The following is a 15,815-nucleotide window of genomic DNA, read 5'->3' on the forward strand; positions in this document are numbered from 1 at the left end:
GTGCGGTTGCTCCTGATCTCGGGGAGCACCAGGTCCGGGTCCACGAATACTGCGGTCCTCAGGTCGGTGCAGCAATGTGGGGCCGTGGAATCCGAGCTGTACACCGAGTTGGCAGCACTGCCGGCCTTCGACCCGGACGAGGACCGTGATCCGCTTCCCGAGGCGGTGGATCGCCTGCGTAGGGCTGTCGCTGCTGCGGATGCAATCCTCTTCTGCACGCCTGAGTACGCTGGTGCACTGCCCGGTAGCTTCAAGAATCTGCTGGACTGGCTGGTCGGTGACGTGGTGCTCACCGACAAACCGGTCGCCTGGATCAACGTGTCCTCGGTGGCTGCTCCGACAGGGGGCGCCGGTGCGCACAGTGAGCTACGCACCGTCCTCGGGTACGTACAGGCCAGAGTGGTCGAGTCTGCGTGCCTCCGGGTTCCGTTGGCGCGTACGGATGTCGTCGATGGAGAAGTCGAATCGGAAGCTCTGCGCGCCGAGTTCGTCGCTGCTGTCCGCGAACTGACGTCGGCCCTGGAGTCTTGACCTCAACAAAGGTCGAGGTCGTAGCGTCCCTTCCACGGTAGAAACCTATGGAGGGAAACGCGATGACCACCACTTTCGACCTGGGTCCCATCGGGGTCGCACTTCCGCTCACGCCCGATGGCTCGCACCTTTCCGACGCCAAGGACCTCGAGCGAATGGGCTACGGCACGATCTGGTTGGCGGGCGGGCAGTTGCAGAGTCTGGACCCGGTTGTGGATCTCGTGGGCGTCACGACGGCCGCGAGAATCGGTACCGGGATCATCTCGCTGGACGTGCACGACGACGAGAGAGTCCGGCGCCTGTACGGCGACCTCGAGCGAACTGCCCCTGGCAGGTTCATCGTCGGCCTGGGTGCGCCACAGAGCGCCCCGAGTCCGCTGCGTGCGATGAACGACTTCCTCGATCGAGTCGACGCCTCGGCGAACCCGATCTCTCGGCAGCGCAGGATTCTCGCGGCGCTCGGCCCGAAGAAACTCGAGCTTGCCCGTGAGCGATTCGGAGGTGCGATCACGTTGCTGGTCACGCCCGACCACACCGCTCGTGCCCGCGAGATTCTGGGGCCCGATCGCGCACTGATCGTCGACCAGATGATGGTGCTCGACGACGACCCGGTGCGGGCTCGCGCTGCCGCGCGAGAGCCCCTTCGCTTCCTGCTGGGCAACGTCCAGGGATATCGACTGAACGCTCGACGAATGGGATTCAGCGACAACGAGATCGCCGATCTGGACGACAGGCTCGTGGACGAACTCGTCGTGTGGGGCGACGCCGACACACTCGCGGCACGGGTGCTCGCGCAGCAGCGTGCCGGCGCCGATCAGGTGTCGTTGCGCTTCCTGAGGATCGAGGACGGCCGAAACCTCGTGGACAGCGCCCGCGTGCTGGCCGAGCGGTTGATCGAGGTGCAGAACTAGCCGGCCAGCGAGCGGGCGATCACAAGGCGCTGAATCTGGTTGGTGCCCTCGAAGATCTGCGTGATCTTGGCTTCCCGCATGTACCGCTCGACGGGGAAGTCGCGCGTGTAACCGTAGCCGCCGAAGACCTGCACGGCGTCGGTGGTCACTTTCATTGCGGCATCTGTTGCGATCAGTTTCGCGACACTGGCCTCACGCGAGTAGGGGAGGTTCGCGTCCCGTCGACGTGCCGCGTCGAGATATGTCGCGCGAGCGGAGCCGACGGCGGCGGCCATGTCGGCCAGGACGAAACCGAGCCCTTGATGGTCGATGATTCGTTTGCCGAAGGCGGAGCGTTCCTTCGCGTAGGCGACCGCGTCGTCCAGTGCGCGCTGTGCCAAACCGACTGCGACGGCGGCGATACCGAGGCGGCCGGAGTCCAACGCACTGAACGCGATCGCCAGGCCGTCGCCTTCGTTGCCGATGAGACGGTCCGCCGAGACGAGCGCGTCGTCGTAGAAAGCCGACGCGGTGGGTACTGCGTGCAACCCCATCTTCTCCTCGGGCTTACCGAAGGTCAGGCCGTCCGTGTCCTTGTCCACGAGAAAGCACGAGACACCTTTCGAGCCTTCGCCCGTTCGCGCGAAGAGCGTGTAGAAGTCGGCGTTGCCGCCGTTGGTGATCCAAGCCTTGGTGCCGTTGATACGGAAACCCTCTGGAGTACGGGTTGCTCGGCAGGTGAGTGCGGCGGCATCGGAGCCGGCTTGGGGTTCGGAGAGGCTGTAGGCGCCGATCGTGTCGCCGCCCAGCATGTCGGGCAACCACCGCTGCTTCTGGTCGTCGGTGCCGCGAGTGGTGAGTGGGAAACACGACAGGCTGTGGACGCTCACGGCAACCGCGGCCGCGGCCCATCGCGACGCGAGTTCTTCGATGACCTGGAGGTACACCTCGTAGGGCTGGCCACCGCCGCCGAACTCCTCCGGGTACGGAAGGCTGAGGAGGCCGGCTGCGCCGAGTTTCGCGAACAGTCCTTCCGGCAGTGTTTCGGTGCGCTCGGATTCGACGACCGCTGGTTCGAGCACTTTGTCCGCGACGTCGCGTGTCAGCTCGATGAGTGCGTGGGCTTCGGGGGTGGGGAGGAGGCGGTCGACGGCCATTGTTGCTCCGATGTCATAGCGGACAGTACTGGGGGCGATACTGCAGTATCATTCTTGGTGTGGCAAGAACGGACCGGCGAGATGGCCTCAGCGGGCGACAGACGGCACTGCTCGACAACCTGGTGGAGTTGTTTCTCACCGAGGGGTTCGCGCACCTGACCCTCGACGACATGGCGAGTGCGGTCCGTTGCTCCAAGACCACCCTCTATGCGTTGGCCGAGGGCAAGGACGAACTGGTGCGGGTCGTGGCGATCACGTTCTTCCGGCGTGCTGCCGAGGCTGTAGAGGAATCCCAGGCGGGCATCGCCGATCCCGCGGAGAAGATCACCGGCTACCTGTCGGCGGTCGGTGACCGCTTGGGTTCCGCGTCGGCCCAGTTCATGAACGATCTGGCCACGACTCCGGCCGGTCGCGACGTCTACGCACAGAACACGCGAATCGCCGCCGAACGTGTGCGGGAACTGATCGACGATGGGGTTGGCAGCGGTAAGTTCCGTTCGGTCCATGCCGACTTCGTTGCGGACGTCACGGCGAGCACGATGACCAGAATTCAGCAACGCGACGTGGCAAGGTCGACCGGGCTGGACGATGCGCAGGCCTATCGTGAATTGGCTGCACTCATCACTGCAGGGTTGAAATGCTGACCTTCGACAGGGGAGGAATCGAACCATGACCGACCGGCAGTTGCGCATCGAAGTTGTCATCGGGTCGGTACGGGAAGGACGGATCGGTCCACGCGTGGCCGAATGGGTCGTCGACAGGATCGAGAGGTACTCGGCGGCGGAACGCGACGGATTCGATCACGGACTCATCGATCTAGCCGAGATGCGCCTACCTGCCGATCTCGCACCCTCGACAGAGACCGAGGCGTTTCGTAGCCGTGTCGCTTCCGCCGACGCGTTCGTGGTCGTCACCCCCGAGTACAACCACGGATATCCGGCCGCTCTGAAGACGGCATTCGATTCCCTGAAGTACGAATGGCGCGGAAAGCCGATCGGATTCGTCTCCTACGGTGGGCCGGCAGGGGGAGTGCGCGCGGTCGAGCAGTTACGCCAGGTGGTGGCAGAACTGCACATGGTGTCGGTACGGCAATCCGTCGGATTCCAACGCGCCCGGCGGCAACTCGATGCCGCAACGATCGACGAGATGGTCGAGGACTCGATGCAGCGAATGCTGGGCCAGTTGGCCTGGTGGGCGCGAGCGACGCGCACACACGGAGCGACAACCGCCTACCCGGGCTGACCCGAGCGAGAGCCCGGCTCAGTACGCAGGCTGGTAATGCTCCAACGTCCGTGGCCGACCGATGTACGCCGATTCGGACGAGATGGTGACGAGCATGAGTTCGATGCTCGTACCGGCCGTGGACAACGTGATCCGGTCACCGATCGCGTTCGGCTGGTAGAGCGAGAGGTCAGGTTCGGCGGCCGGCCACTGGCTCGGATCGCCGAACAGGTAGACCGCCGTGACTCCCGCGCGGGACGGCAGTGCGTTGACACCGTCGAACACCACTGTGTTGAAACGGTTCTCGGTCTGTGGGTGCTGCCCGGCCAGGCGCAGACGATCGTGGGTGGCGATCGAATTGATGAACGGTGCCCACGCGTCGGGACGATCCGTGTGGATGAGGACGCGCGCGCCCGTGGCAATGGCTCGGAACAGTAGCTGTTGTGCCAGGTAGAGCTCACCTGCGACGTACACGGTCGAGATCCCCAGACCGGCGATGCGTGCCGTGATGCCGTGGCCTTCGTCGTCCGAGCCCACGAGCTGGCCGCAGCCGGACGGTGGAAGCGTCAGCGAGTCCAGCGTGTCCAGTGACATGTCGCGGAACAGCGAGCGGTCGTCTGCACCGTTCACCGCGATCGGGAGATGGGCGAGAAGTCCGTCGCGGTGGCGACCGGTCATCGACACCAGCCCCGGAATGTTGAGCGAATCGATGGGAGTGCGAGTGGTGATACGAAAGCCTGCTCCCACTTGGACGTGGTCCGCAATCGAACCGGGACGCAGTCGAACGGTCACCGTGGTCCCGAGGCTCGACGGAACCCACAACTTGGCGAGCAGCTCACGGCTCAGGACCTTCGGATCGATCTCGTAGCCGGTGTTGGACACACCGGGAAGCGTGACCTCGTGCCAGGTCTCCTCGAAGGCGGTGGGCACCACTCCGCGGCTGACCTGAAGTGCCGCCGAGTCGACCTCCGGTGCGGTCAGGATTCTTGCGCTGCAGTTGTTGTCGGCCAGGGTGCGGACGATGCGGTTCGCGGCCATCGTGATGGAGCGGGCCGCACCTTCACGACCGCCGCCACGGCGGTCGACGGCGTCCTTGGCAGCGAGTGCGTCGAAGCGCAGCACCAGCCACACGGTGCGTGTCGCGGTGGCCGGAAGCGGGCCCACGAGGCGGTCGTACACGTCCGTCGCCGGACTGCCCGAGGCTGCGCGGTAGCCGTGGCTGACGATGTCGATGCCGCTCAGCGAAATATCGTGCTGGGTGAGACACGAGGCGATGGCAGCGGTCGGAAGCAGGTGCGTCGACTTGAAGCTGCCTCGTGAGATCTGAGTCAGATTGCCGTGCGGCGGAAGTACCTCGACGAGCGCGACCACGTCGGTGCCGTCCCATCGAAGCCCGATGGACTGATCGGTCGGCGCTTCGTAGTCCACCGCCCGGGTGATCTGATACTCGCGCTTGGTGGAGTAGCGCCATGCCGTGCGGATCCAGTCGACGGTGGACCAACCGCCCACCCGGATCAACGCGACAGCCATGAGAACGAGACCGATCGGCAGACAGATCCAGAAGGACAATCCGCACAGACCCGCGACGAGCGCGAAGAACAACCCGAAGACCTGAGCGATCACCAAATCCGTGATGGTGAACCACACTGACGACGCACGTTTTCTACGAGACCGGTCCACGGTTCCCCTCCCCGACTACCCGAACCCAGCAGACCGGCACCCCGTCCACTGCAATGACGTTTGAGGGAACTGTACTGTGTCACGTCGAGAGCCGTGCAGTACGGGGGAGGAACTATGGCTGTAACACCCACAACCAAGTGGCAGGTCAACGGATATCGCTTCTTGGTTCGGCGTATGGAGCACGCGCTCGTTCGTCGTGATGTACGGATGCTTCACGACCCCATGCGATCGCAGTCACGCGCTCTCGTGGTCGGAGTCGTGGTGGCGTCGCTGGGTCTCGGTGCGTGCGGAGCACTCGCCCTCTTCCGTCCTCAGGACAAGCTCGGCGACTCGTCGATAGTCGTCGGCAAGGATTCGGGCGCCATGTTCGTGGCCTACGACGACACACTGCGTCCCGTGCTGAACCTGGCGTCCGCGCGGTTGATCGCAGACAGCGCGGACAAGCCGGCCGTGGTGAAGGAGTCCGAGCTGGACACCCAGCCCCGTGGCGCGCTCGTCGGCATCCCCGGCGCACCTTCCGACCTGTCCCAAGGCTCGCAGTCGCCGTGGAGCGTGTGCGACACCATTGCGAGCGGAAACGGCTCGGTGACGACGTCCGTCCTGGTCGGTGACACCGAGATGCACGACGGTGTCGGACAACTCGGCGAGTCCGACGCGCTGCTCGTGTCGAACTCCGACAAGACCTACCTGGTGTACGACGGGAAGCGCGCCCGGATCGACCTGTCGAAGCCCTCGATCACCCGCGCGTTGGGAATCGACGATGCGAAGCCGCGGCCGGTGAGCAAATCGCTCGTCAATTCGATCCCCGAGGTCACGCGAATCGAAGCGCCCGCGATACCGAGTTCCGGTGGACGGCCCAACTTCTCGTTGGACGGCAAGAAGATCGGATCGGTGTTCCAGGTGCACATCGGTGGTGACACCGAGCATTACGTGGTCCTGAAGGACGGTATTCAGAAGATCAGCAAGGCCGTCGCCAGCCTGATCTTCTACGACAACGCGCAGGGCGACACCGAGATGGCGAGCGTGAGCGCAGACGCCATGGGTGACATTCCCACGACCACGCGGGGTCTGCCCGTCGACGACTTCCCGAGCGACGTCGCGGAGGTGAAAGGCCAGGGCGAAAACCCGGTGAGCTGCATGACGTGGCGGCCCCTCGGTGATCCGTCCGAGTCCTCGGACGGGGTTCCCGGTGCGACACTCGAACTCGTTGCCGGGCGCAATCTTCCCATCGCGTCCGATGCGCGCCCGGTCCGACTCGCTCAGGCCGATGGCGGCGGCGACAACGCCGACGAGGTTCTCGTGGCCTCCTGTACCGGAGGCTTCGTTCAGGCGACGGGTCTCGAACCGGGCAGCACTCGACGTGACGGCATCTTCTACATCGCCGACACCGGTGTGCGGTTCGGAGTGAAGGATGCGGATACGGCAAAGAAGCTGGGACTCGAGGACGAGCCCTCCCGCGCGCCGTGGCCGATGATGGAACTCCTCGCTCCGGGTCCCGCATTGAGCCGTGATGCGGCGCTCGTCGCCCACGACGGGGTAACCCCCGACTCCGAGGGCGCGAGGCCCGACTCGGGGAGCTGAGTAGACGATAACGTCTCGCAGGGGACGTCTTTCATAGGACAGCAGTGAGGGCGGGCACCAGATCGGTGCCCGCCCTCACTGCTGTCGTGGTGGTTTCGGCTCAGTCCTTGCGGTCCTTGCGGCTGTCCGCAATCACCTGGAGCCTTCTGCGCAGCGGGAACGAACCGAGGACGCCGAGCACCAGCAGGGCGGCCAGGGTACCGACCGATGCCAGGGCCACCTTGCGCGGCCGGGGATCGATTTCTTCGGGAGGCGTGGGTGCGGCGATGTTCACCGACTGCGGAGCGTCGTCCGGCACACCGCCCGGCGGAACGTCCGCCGTGACGGCCGCCAGGGGATCGACCACACCGTGGCCGACAACGGGATTCCAGCCCTCTGCGGGTGCGTGTGCGGTGGCCTCGATGCGCGCAATCACCTGCGGTGCGGTGAGTTCGGGGAAGCGGGCACGGACCAAAGCCGCCGTCGCGGCGACGAACGGTGCCGAGAAGCTCGTGCCGCTGACGGGATTCGTGTTGCCGTTCTGCCCGTAGGTCCCGTTGGTGAGTCCGTCGGATCCGGGCATGAGAGAGACCAGATCGGTTCCGGGAGCGGCGACGTCGACCCACGGGCCGGCGAGACTCTCCTCGCTGGGCGTGCCGTCGGCATTGACGCGACCGACCGTCAGGACGTGTTCGTCGTGCCATGCGGGGCTGGCCAGCGTCAACACCCTGTTCGAAGTGTCGTCGGCCGGGTCGAGCGGGTCGAGGGCGGGATTCTGGTTGTCGCAGCCTCCGCCGCCGACGTTTCCAGCGGCGGCGACGACAACGGCGTCGTGGACGGTGGCTGCATAGTTCACGGCAGCGCCGAGGTACCTGTCGTCACTACCCATGCCCATTGCGGCGCTGCGGCAGGCGACTTCGGAGATGTTGATGACGTCGGCGCCCTTCTCGGCGGCCCGGCGAATCGCGGCCGCAAGGGTGAGGACGTTTCCGGCCCCTTCCGAGTTCGCGGCCTTCTCCGGATCTTCCTCCGTTCGACCGGCTGGGCCGTACATCGCACTCGATTGGCGGATGCTCATGATGTGCGCGCCGGGTGCGCCACCGGCGAAACCGGAGCCCTCCTTCGGCTGAGCTGCGATGAGCCCGGCCACGAGGGTTCCGTGCATGTCGCAGTCCTCGGTCCCGTCGGTGCTCCCGACGAGATCGGCCTCACCGGTGAGATTGGGCAGGCGGGGATGGTGGGCGACCCCGGTGTCGATCACCGCAACGGTCTGACCTTCACCGCGCGTGAATTTCCACGCGGACTGGAAGTCCAGGGCGCGTTGGGAAGTCGGAACCTCCGGGCCGTCCGATGCTGCCACCGCACCGTTGCACGGCACGTTGTTCTTGCGCTCGACCTTCGTAGGGTCGGGTGGCGGCACCATAGACGGGTCGTTGGGAAGCGGTTCCGCGGCCATGGCTCCCGGCTGGCCGAGCGCAGAACTCAGCGCGACGACGACAGAGACGATGGCAACGCGGGCGGCGGCGCCCCTCACAGTCCGCGCATCATCGTGTACAGGTTGGTGACCCAGCACACCAACGGCACGATCGACGCGATGAACGCAAGGTCGATCAGTTCGGCGATTCGGCGCATCACAGGGGAGAACGTCTGCTTCGGCGCGAGAATGCCGAGGGTCAGCGCGGCGACGACGAAGACCATCGCGATGGCGAAGACGGCGATGGACCAGCCCGACACGGTAACGGCCGCTGCGGTCGTCAACAGCACCAGAATTGCGGAACCGCCTGCGATGAGCGGTGCCGCCTGATGAATGCTGCTGTAGGTACGCCCGCGGAACATGAGGACCGCGGCTGCGGAGATCGCGAGCGCGGTTCCGGGCCAGTACGTTCCGCCGGACGCTGTCGACTGTGCACCGACGAGGGCGCAGCACACGGTCGTCAGAGTCATCGCGACGACGAGGCCGGTCAGATACTGGCGTGCGCGAGTGGACCTCGTCAGGAGCTCGTCGTACGACAGCCGTGCGACCTGATCGTCCGGGTCGTCCTCGGACGGGTCGACAGACGTGCCAGGTGCGGGCACGGGTGGCAGCGGCAGTTTGGCCATCAGCATCGAGAGGCGTGCGGAGAAGGCAAGGCCGATGAGACCGACCGCCAAGGTTCCGGCCGCGATCTCGTGAGCGTTCGCGTCGGTCAGCGTGCCGACGAGAGCGGACGGCGTCGCGACGACCGCGACCGATGCGGCGGCAGTGAACATCGACAGTCCGACGCCACTGACACGAAGTCCCAGGATTGCGGTCGCACCGGTGAGAGCAGACCCGAGAAGTAGGTGGGGAGCTCCGAAATCACCGGGCACGATCAGGGCGCCTCCGGTGAATGCCAGTGGAAGCGAGGCGCCTCCGAGGACGATTGCGCTTCGGACGTCTCCGTAGATGCGGCTCGTCAACGCTCCAGCGACGAGGAACAGCAGCGCCATGAGCAGCGCGAAAGCCGCGCCGACCAGATTCTCGCCGTCTCGTGCCGACCACAGTAGGGCGAAGGATCCGACGAGAGTGGCCAGCAGACCGACGGCCGAACCCATCACGCGCGCCGATTCCGGCGTCCACTCGCTGTCCTGTTCGGACCCTGCGGTGGCGACGTTGTACATGATGTCGTCGAACAGGGGAGCGGGTGCGCTGGCGCGTGCGCTCTCGAGCACCAGGAGGTCCCCGTCGCGGATGCCGTGCTCGTTCAGAGTCAGCGTGGAGGACAGAGGCGCCTGACCGATCTTGGCCAGCACCCATTCACTCGGCTCGTACTCTTCGACGACGTCGTCGAAGTCGTTGCTCCCGCGGTGGCTACGGATCGTGTCGACGATGCCGGGAACCAGCAGTGCGAGCGGAATGGTGGCGGGTACCGCCATGTCCACCTGGGAGTGTGTCGACAGGACCGTCAGCCTGCACAGATCGGTCGCCGCGCTGGTCCCGGAAGTGCGGGTGTGGCGCGAGTCGCCGCTGGTGATGGTCAATGCATTTCCCCCAACTCTGCGACGCACAGCCCCACCTGCGCCGATACGTTACTGATGAACATCCGTCGGATACTCCGTGATTCGGACCAGGGGCACTCTACGACACGGGGGTCTCGCGGTGCACGCGCGGTGCGAATCGGACGCGTGAAACCCTCGCTGTACCGAACCACCCGTCATGGGCTAGCCTTTGTTGCTGCGAGACCCGCCCTGGGGGGTTGCCGGGAATTCCGGATACGGGTCGTGAACGTCTCGAGGGGGTCGATTACACGTGAGCACCAGTCGGTTCGTGCGTAAAGCACGGCGTGAGGTTCCACGGATCCCCGGCGGTGAAGTGAGCCTGCAGGCCCCGCCCGAGATCCCGCGGATGGTGCCGGGCAACCTCATCACCAAGCTTCTTCCCCTCGTGATGGTCGTCGCGATGGTCGGAATGATGGCGTTGATGTTCACCTCGGGCATGGCCCGCAGTCCGATGTCGATGCTGTTCCCGCTGATGATGATGGTCTCCATGCTCGGCATGCTGGCGGGTGGCGGCAAGGGCGGTCCCAAGGCGTCCGAGGCGAACGAGGATCGCAAGGACTACCTGCGCTACCTCGATCAACTTCGCAAGGACGTCAACGAGACCGGTGACCAGCAGCGCAAGTCGCTCGAGTGGAGTCACCCCGAACCGCGACTGCTGTGGACCCTGGCGGGAACGTCGCGCATGTGGGAAAGGCGCACCAACGACCCCGACTACTGCCACGTCCGGGTCGGACGCGGCAGTCAGCGCCTCGCGACGAGGCTGATCGCACCCGAGACCGGCCCGGTGGACGATCTCGAGCCGGTTGCTGCTGTGTCGCTGCGCCGCTTCGTGCGCGCACATTCCGTGGTGCAGGACCTGCCCACCGCGGTATCGCTTCGCGGATTCGCGTCCATCGCGATCGAGGGCGAGCGCACCATGGCGCGCTCGCTGGTCCAGTCGATGCTCATGCAGCTGTGCACCTTCCACGGTCCCGACAATCTGCTCGTCGCCGTGGTGTGCGGTCCTGACACCGAGAACGAATGGGAATGGGCGAAGTGGCTTCCCCATGCCCAACATCCCGAGGTCGCGGACGGCGTCGGAACTTCTCGCATGGTGTTCGGCTCGATCCTCGAGCTCGAAACCGCGCTGGGCCCGATGCTGACGATGCGAAACCGCTTCTCGCGCAATGCGCCCTCGACGCCGGGGGTCCCGCAAATGGTGATCGTCGTCGACGGCGGTGTCCTCGACGGTGAATCGGGAATGATCACCGACGGCGGAATCGAATCCGTGACCGTTCTGGACATCAGTGGATACTGCCCCCGGTTGACGGCCACTCGTGGGCTTCAGTTGGTCGCGGACAACGGATCGCTCGGCGCCCGAAGCGGCAGCGGAGTCGAAATGTTCGCAACGGCCGACCTGATGAGCGCGGCCGACGCACAAACTCTCGCACGACGGCTCGCCCCGTTCCGGACGCCGAGTCAGACGGCAGTCGATGCCGCGGACGACGACGATCAGCCGATTCAGTCGTGGGGTCAGATGATCGGCGTCGGGTCGGTCGGGCGGCTCAACCCGGAACACGCTTGGCTACCGAGAACAGCGCGTGAGCGCCTTCGTGTCCCGATCGGCGTGGGTGTCGACGGCAGTGTCGTGGAGATCGACCTCAAGGAGTCCGCCGAGAACGGTATGGGCCCGCACGGGCTCTGCATCGGTGCGACCGGTTCCGGTAAGTCCGAGTTCCTCCGAACACTGGTTCTCGGTCTCGTCGCAACCCATTCACCGGACGCACTGAACCTGATTCTCGTCGACTTCAAGGGTGGTGCAACGTTCCTCGGACTCGAGGGCGCACCGCACGTGGCAGCGGTCATCACCAACCTCGCCGAGGAACTCGACATGGTCGACCGCATGAAGGATGCGTTGGCCGGCGAAATGAACCGCCGTCAGGAGCTACTCCGCTCGGCCGGAAACTTCGCCAACGTCACCGAGTACGAGAAGGCTCGACAGGCCGGAGCGGCACTCGATCCGTTGCCTGCGCTGTTCATCGTGGTCGACGAGTTCTCCGAGTTGCTGAGCCAGCACCCTGATTTCGCCGACCTGTTCGTTGCGATCGGGCGTCTGGGACGCTCGCTGCACATCCACCTGCTTCTCGCCAGTCAGCGCCTCGAAGAGGGCAAGCTGCGTGGTCTGGACAGTCACCTGTCCTACCGCATCGGCCTGAAGACGTTCTCGGCGAACGAGTCTCGAAGCGTCCTCGGCGTGCCCGATGCGTATCACCTTCCGCCCAGCCCCGGTGCCGGATACCTCAAGTGCGACTCCTCGGAGATCGTCCGCTTCCAGGCGTCCTACGTCTCGGGCATCTACGAAGGCGATCGCGCCGACCGAATCCAGGAACGTGGCGCCGCAACCGTCGAGCTTCGCCCGAAGATATTCACCGCTTCGCCCGTGGCCGTCGACGTCGTCGAGGAGCCCGAATACCCGGCACTGGCCGAGATCAACTCGGGACCTCCCGAAACGCGAACGACAATCGACGTCGTCGTCGAACGCATCGAGAACCACGGCAATCCCGCACACGAAGTGTGGCTGCCGCCGTTGGATACGCCGTCCACGCTGGACGAGTTGCTCCCGAGGTCGATCCTCACGGAGCCGGTTGCGCCGCTCAGTTCGCTACGGGCGCCGATCGGCATCATCGACCGTCCGTACGACCAGAGGCGCGACCCGCTCGTCGTCGATCTTTCCGGCTCCACAGGAAACATGGCCATCGTCGGTGGTCCACAGTCCGGCAAGTCGACAGCCCTTCGTACGTTGATCATGTCGATGTCGATGACACATACCGCAGAGCAGGCGCAGTTCTACTGCCTGGACTTCGGTGGTGGCACCTTGGCGGGCCTCAACGGTCTGCCACACGTCGGTTCGGTTGCCAACCGCCTCGACGTCGACCGCGTGCGACGGACCATCGCCGAGATGACCACGATCGTGCGCCAGCGAGAGTTGATGTTCCGTGAACTGGGCGTCGAATCCATGGTCGAGTTCCGGCGCAGGCAGGCCGACCAGGCCTACGAGGGACTACCTCGCGACGACGGCTTCGGTGACGTGTTCCTCGTGATCGACGGCTACGCCAGCATCCGGCAGGACTTCGAGAATCTCGACCAGTCGATCAACAACCTTGCTGCACAGGGGTTGTCGTACGGCGTACACGTGGTCATTTCCGCCGCGCGGTGGGGTGAGATCCGCCCGGCGCTCAAGGACCAGCTCGGTACACGAATCGAACTTCGTCTCGGTGATCCTTCGGACTCCGACCTCGGCCGCAAGGTCGCCGCGCTCGTTCCCGTGGGCCGTCCCGGTCGCGGTATGACTCGTGACAGCCTGCACCTTCTGATCGGATTGCCACGTGTCGACGGCAGCCCGAACCTCGAAGATCTGTCCTCCGGGGTCGGACATGCCGTCGCCGAGATCGCAGCAGCCACGCCAGGTCTTGCCGCTCCGCCCGTTCGCATGCTGCCGACCGATCTGTCGTACGACGATTTGTTGTCTGTCGTTGGCGAATGGCCCGCACCGAGCAACGAGAGCCGGAAGTGTCTCGAGGTTCCGATCGGTTTGGACGAAGCCGAACTTGCGCCGGTGTTCCTCAATTTCGCCGAGCACCCGCATTTCATCGTGTTCGGTGATAGCGAGTGTGGCAAGACTTCTTTGCTGAAGAATATCTGCAAAGGCATCGCGGACTCGAATGCCGGGGCGCAGGCGAAGTTCATCATCGGCGATTACAGGCGAACAATGCTTGGTGTTATCGGCTCCGAGCATTTGGCATCCTACGCCCCTTCGTCAGACCTGTTCACCGCCAATATGTCCGACCTGGCTTCGATCTTGAAGAACCGGATGCCGAAGGCAGACGTGACTCAAGAGCAGCTACGAACGAGATCGTGGTGGTATGGGCCCGAGATCTACGTAGTCGTTGACGACTATGACCTGGTAGCTACATCGAGCGGTAATCCGCTGAGTCCGATCCACGAGTACCTGCCACACGCCAGGGATATTGGATTTCACCTCATCATTGCTCGGCGTTCGGGTGGCGCAGCCAGAGCGCTCTACGAACCGATCGTTGCTCGCCTCCGCGATCTGGTTTCGCCAGGTTTGGTGATGAGTGGTAGTAGGGACGAAGGCAATCTATTGGGTACTGTGCGCCCGAGTGCCATGCCGCCGGGGCGTGGAATGCTGGTTTCACGCAAGGGTGCCGGTCTGATTCAGCTTGCGACGACGCGAGATTGACAGATGACTGCCCTGCATCTTGCGGAGAACGGCGTTTGGTGCTCGCACCAAAGTAAGACTTGGAAAGCGTCGTCGGCTGTGCTCGGCGGCCTCGACGGGTCGATGCGGGTGGTTTCTTCTGGCGAAGCGTCCGTAGCGCCATTGCAGTACATGGATGACGACCATGTACTTGTCGGCGACCGCCCGGTCAGCTTGCACTCGTTGCTGCTGCTGGTGATCGGGAAGGCTCTCGAATCGGCATCCGACAATCAACCCGCAGATCTGGTGAAGTTTACGTATCCGTCGGAGTGGGGTGCGGCCAGGGTTGGTCGTGTGTCAGCAGCGCTCAGAGAGATGGGAATTGCGCCTGAGGGTGTGGCGACCTCGATAGAAGTTGTAGCCCATCGCCGTGGAATCGAGAGTGTCCCGGATCGATCGCCACGTGTGGTGATCGAGCCTGGTGCGGACTCGGTGACTGTAACTCGGGTGGAACCGTCCTCGCTCACCAGTGGACCGAAGATGCTCGCGCTCAGCGCGTGCGAATTTGTCTCTCCTGGCGAGGTAGCAGACGCGGTTGAATCTGTGGTCGGCGATGGGAGTATTCGTGAAGTAGTCGTCACCGCGGGTATGGATGAAAGCCGCTTTTCGCTCTTCCGGGACGCCATCGTGGAACGTCTCGGTCCGGTCGATGTCGTGCTGGTGCACGAATCGGATATCGTGAGTGCTCTTGACACGGATGATTCTGTGCCGCAAGACTGTTCGCGCCAAGCGGGGACAGTCCTCGAAATGAGGTCTCGTAAGGCTGATTGGCTTGGCGACGCGGCTCGGTCGGAACGACTTAGTGGGCGGTCGTGGGTCCCAGTTGCGGCCGGATCAGCTGTGGCAGCTGTATTGGTGGTGGCTGTTGGATTCTGGACATGGAACGGACTCAGTCGCAGTAACGGAGTGGACACCGCAGCGTTAAATCCTCCGGTCTCCGCGACGGCGGACCCGACGCCGTCAGTGACGGTATCGCCTAATCCGCACAGCGTGGGCGGCCTTCAGTTCGACTTGCCGGCAGGCTGGGTCGAACGGGAGCCCAGTCGAGTTGATTCAGGTGAGAACACCCGGTTGGAACTCGTGCCCATTGAACATCTTCCGCTGCGGATAGTTGTCGTAGAGAATCGCTTACGTCACGGGACAGGCTTCGACGAGGTGGCGCAGGTCCTCGCGCAGAAGGCGGCTGCGAAACCCAAGTCTTTCGTCGATTTCGACCCCTCGTCAGAGTTCGCGGGAAGGTCTGGAGCGTCTTATAGTGAACTCCCTGACGGCGGTTCGGAAGTGCGTTGGTTCGTAGTTGTCGACGCCGGCATTCAGATTAGTGTTGGATGTCAGGCGGCGCCGGACGATCGTGACGATCTGCACGAAGCATGTCAGAGTGTTGTGCGATCTGTCGGTGCTCGGACATGACGGAGAAAAAAGACTTCCACAGGAGTGGAACCGATTGGCCGATACGTGCGTCCAATCGTGTGTAAGGGGTAGTGGACCAAGGTGGTCTTC

Annotated in this window: 11 protein-coding genes; 7 read left to right on the forward strand and 4 right to left on the reverse strand. The window is 64.3% G+C overall.

Translation table 11 applies throughout. The annotated features are described in order from the left end of the window. Positions 1-531, forward strand: a complete 531-nt coding sequence (locus tag ACFWO3_RS01520) for an NADPH-dependent FMN reductase (protein ID WP_378573951.1) — start codon at positions 1-3, stop codon at positions 529-531. A 62-nt stretch (positions 532-593) separates the two neighbouring features. Then, positions 594-1,442, forward strand: coding sequence for a TIGR03620 family F420-dependent LLM class oxidoreductase (locus ACFWO3_RS01525; RefSeq protein WP_378572977.1), 849 nt, complete (start codon positions 594-596; stop codon positions 1,440-1,442). Here the strand turns inward: ACFWO3_RS01525 and ACFWO3_RS01530 are convergent. Then, complete coding sequence (locus tag ACFWO3_RS01530; protein ID WP_378572980.1) at positions 1,439-2,578, reverse strand: acyl-CoA dehydrogenase family protein; 1,140 nt, start codon at positions 2,576-2,578, stop codon at positions 1,439-1,441. The two genes, ACFWO3_RS01525 and ACFWO3_RS01530, sit on opposite strands and share 4 nt — an antisense overlap. A 59-nt stretch (positions 2,579-2,637) precedes the next feature. Here ACFWO3_RS01530 and ACFWO3_RS01535 point away from each other — a divergent pair, with 59 nt between their 5' ends. Together ACFWO3_RS01535 and ACFWO3_RS01540 are read left to right on the forward strand one after the other, a co-directional pair. Beyond that, entirely contained in the window at positions 2,638-3,222 is a 585-nt protein-coding gene (locus ACFWO3_RS01535) for a TetR/AcrR family transcriptional regulator (protein ID WP_378572982.1), read from the forward strand. Between the two features lie 25 nt (positions 3,223-3,247). Next, positions 3,248-3,820 (forward strand): NADPH-dependent FMN reductase, encoded by a 573-nt coding sequence (locus tag ACFWO3_RS01540; protein ID WP_378572984.1) that lies wholly within the window; start codon positions 3,248-3,250, stop codon positions 3,818-3,820. 18 nt (positions 3,821-3,838) lie between these two features. Here the strand turns inward: ACFWO3_RS01540 and eccE are convergent, their stop codons facing one another. Next, positions 3,839-5,479 (reverse strand): type VII secretion protein EccE, encoded by a 1,641-nt coding sequence (gene eccE / locus ACFWO3_RS01545; protein WP_378572986.1) that lies wholly within the window; start codon positions 5,477-5,479, stop codon positions 3,839-3,841. A 114-nt stretch (positions 5,480-5,593) separates the two neighbouring features. Between eccE and eccB the strand changes: the two genes are divergently transcribed. Then, on the forward strand, positions 5,594-7,060 hold the full coding sequence (gene eccB, locus ACFWO3_RS01550; RefSeq protein WP_378572988.1) for a type VII secretion protein EccB: 1,467 nt from the start codon (positions 5,594-5,596) through the stop codon (positions 7,058-7,060). Between the two features lie 100 nt (positions 7,061-7,160). Here eccB and mycP read toward each other — a convergent pair whose 3' ends face one another. Together mycP and eccD are read right to left on the reverse strand one after the other, a co-directional pair. Beyond that, positions 7,161-8,573, reverse strand: coding sequence for a type VII secretion-associated serine protease mycosin (gene mycP / locus ACFWO3_RS01555; protein ID WP_378572990.1), 1,413 nt, complete (start codon positions 8,571-8,573; stop codon positions 7,161-7,163). Continuing rightward, positions 8,570-10,039, reverse strand: coding sequence for a type VII secretion integral membrane protein EccD (gene eccD / locus ACFWO3_RS01560; protein ID WP_378572992.1), 1,470 nt, complete (start codon positions 10,037-10,039; stop codon positions 8,570-8,572). Before eccD ends, mycP begins: the two co-directional genes overlap by 4 nt. A 268-nt stretch (positions 10,040-10,307) precedes the next feature. Between eccD and eccCa the strand changes: the two genes are divergently transcribed. Both eccCa and ACFWO3_RS01570 read left to right on the forward strand, forming a co-directional pair. After that, positions 10,308-14,297, forward strand: coding sequence for a type VII secretion protein EccCa (eccCa, locus tag ACFWO3_RS01565; RefSeq protein WP_378572994.1), 3,990 nt, complete (start codon positions 10,308-10,310; stop codon positions 14,295-14,297). 3 nt (positions 14,298-14,300) lie between these two features. Then, a complete protein-coding gene (locus ACFWO3_RS01570; protein ID WP_378572996.1) occupies positions 14,301-15,725 on the forward strand; it encodes a type VII secretion-associated protein in 1,425 nt (474 codons plus the stop codon). Positions 15,726-15,815: the final 90 nt, after the last annotated feature.

Origin of the sequence: Rhodococcus sp. NPDC058521, from assembly GCF_042719695.1 — a bacterium.
In the GTDB taxonomy this organism is placed as follows: Bacteria; Actinomycetota; Actinomycetes; order Mycobacteriales; family Mycobacteriaceae; genus Rhodococcus_F.

Coding starts and splice junctions, on each gene's coding strand:
- ACFWO3_RS01570 (WP_378572996.1), top strand. CDS start 14,301: ATGACTGCCCTGCATCTTGCGGAGAACGGCGTTTGGTGCTCGCACCAA.
- ACFWO3_RS01540 (WP_378572984.1), top strand. CDS start 3,248: ATGACCGACCGGCAGTTGCGCATCGAAGTTGTCATCGGGTCGGTACGG.
- eccB (WP_378572988.1), top strand. CDS start 5,594: ATGGCTGTAACACCCACAACCAAGTGGCAGGTCAACGGATATCGCTTC.
- ACFWO3_RS01525 (WP_378572977.1), top strand. CDS start 594: ATGACCACCACTTTCGACCTGGGTCCCATCGGGGTCGCACTTCCGCTC.
- ACFWO3_RS01530 (WP_378572980.1), bottom strand. CDS start 2,578: ATGGCCGTCGACCGCCTCCTCCCCACCCCCGAAGCCCACGCACTCATC.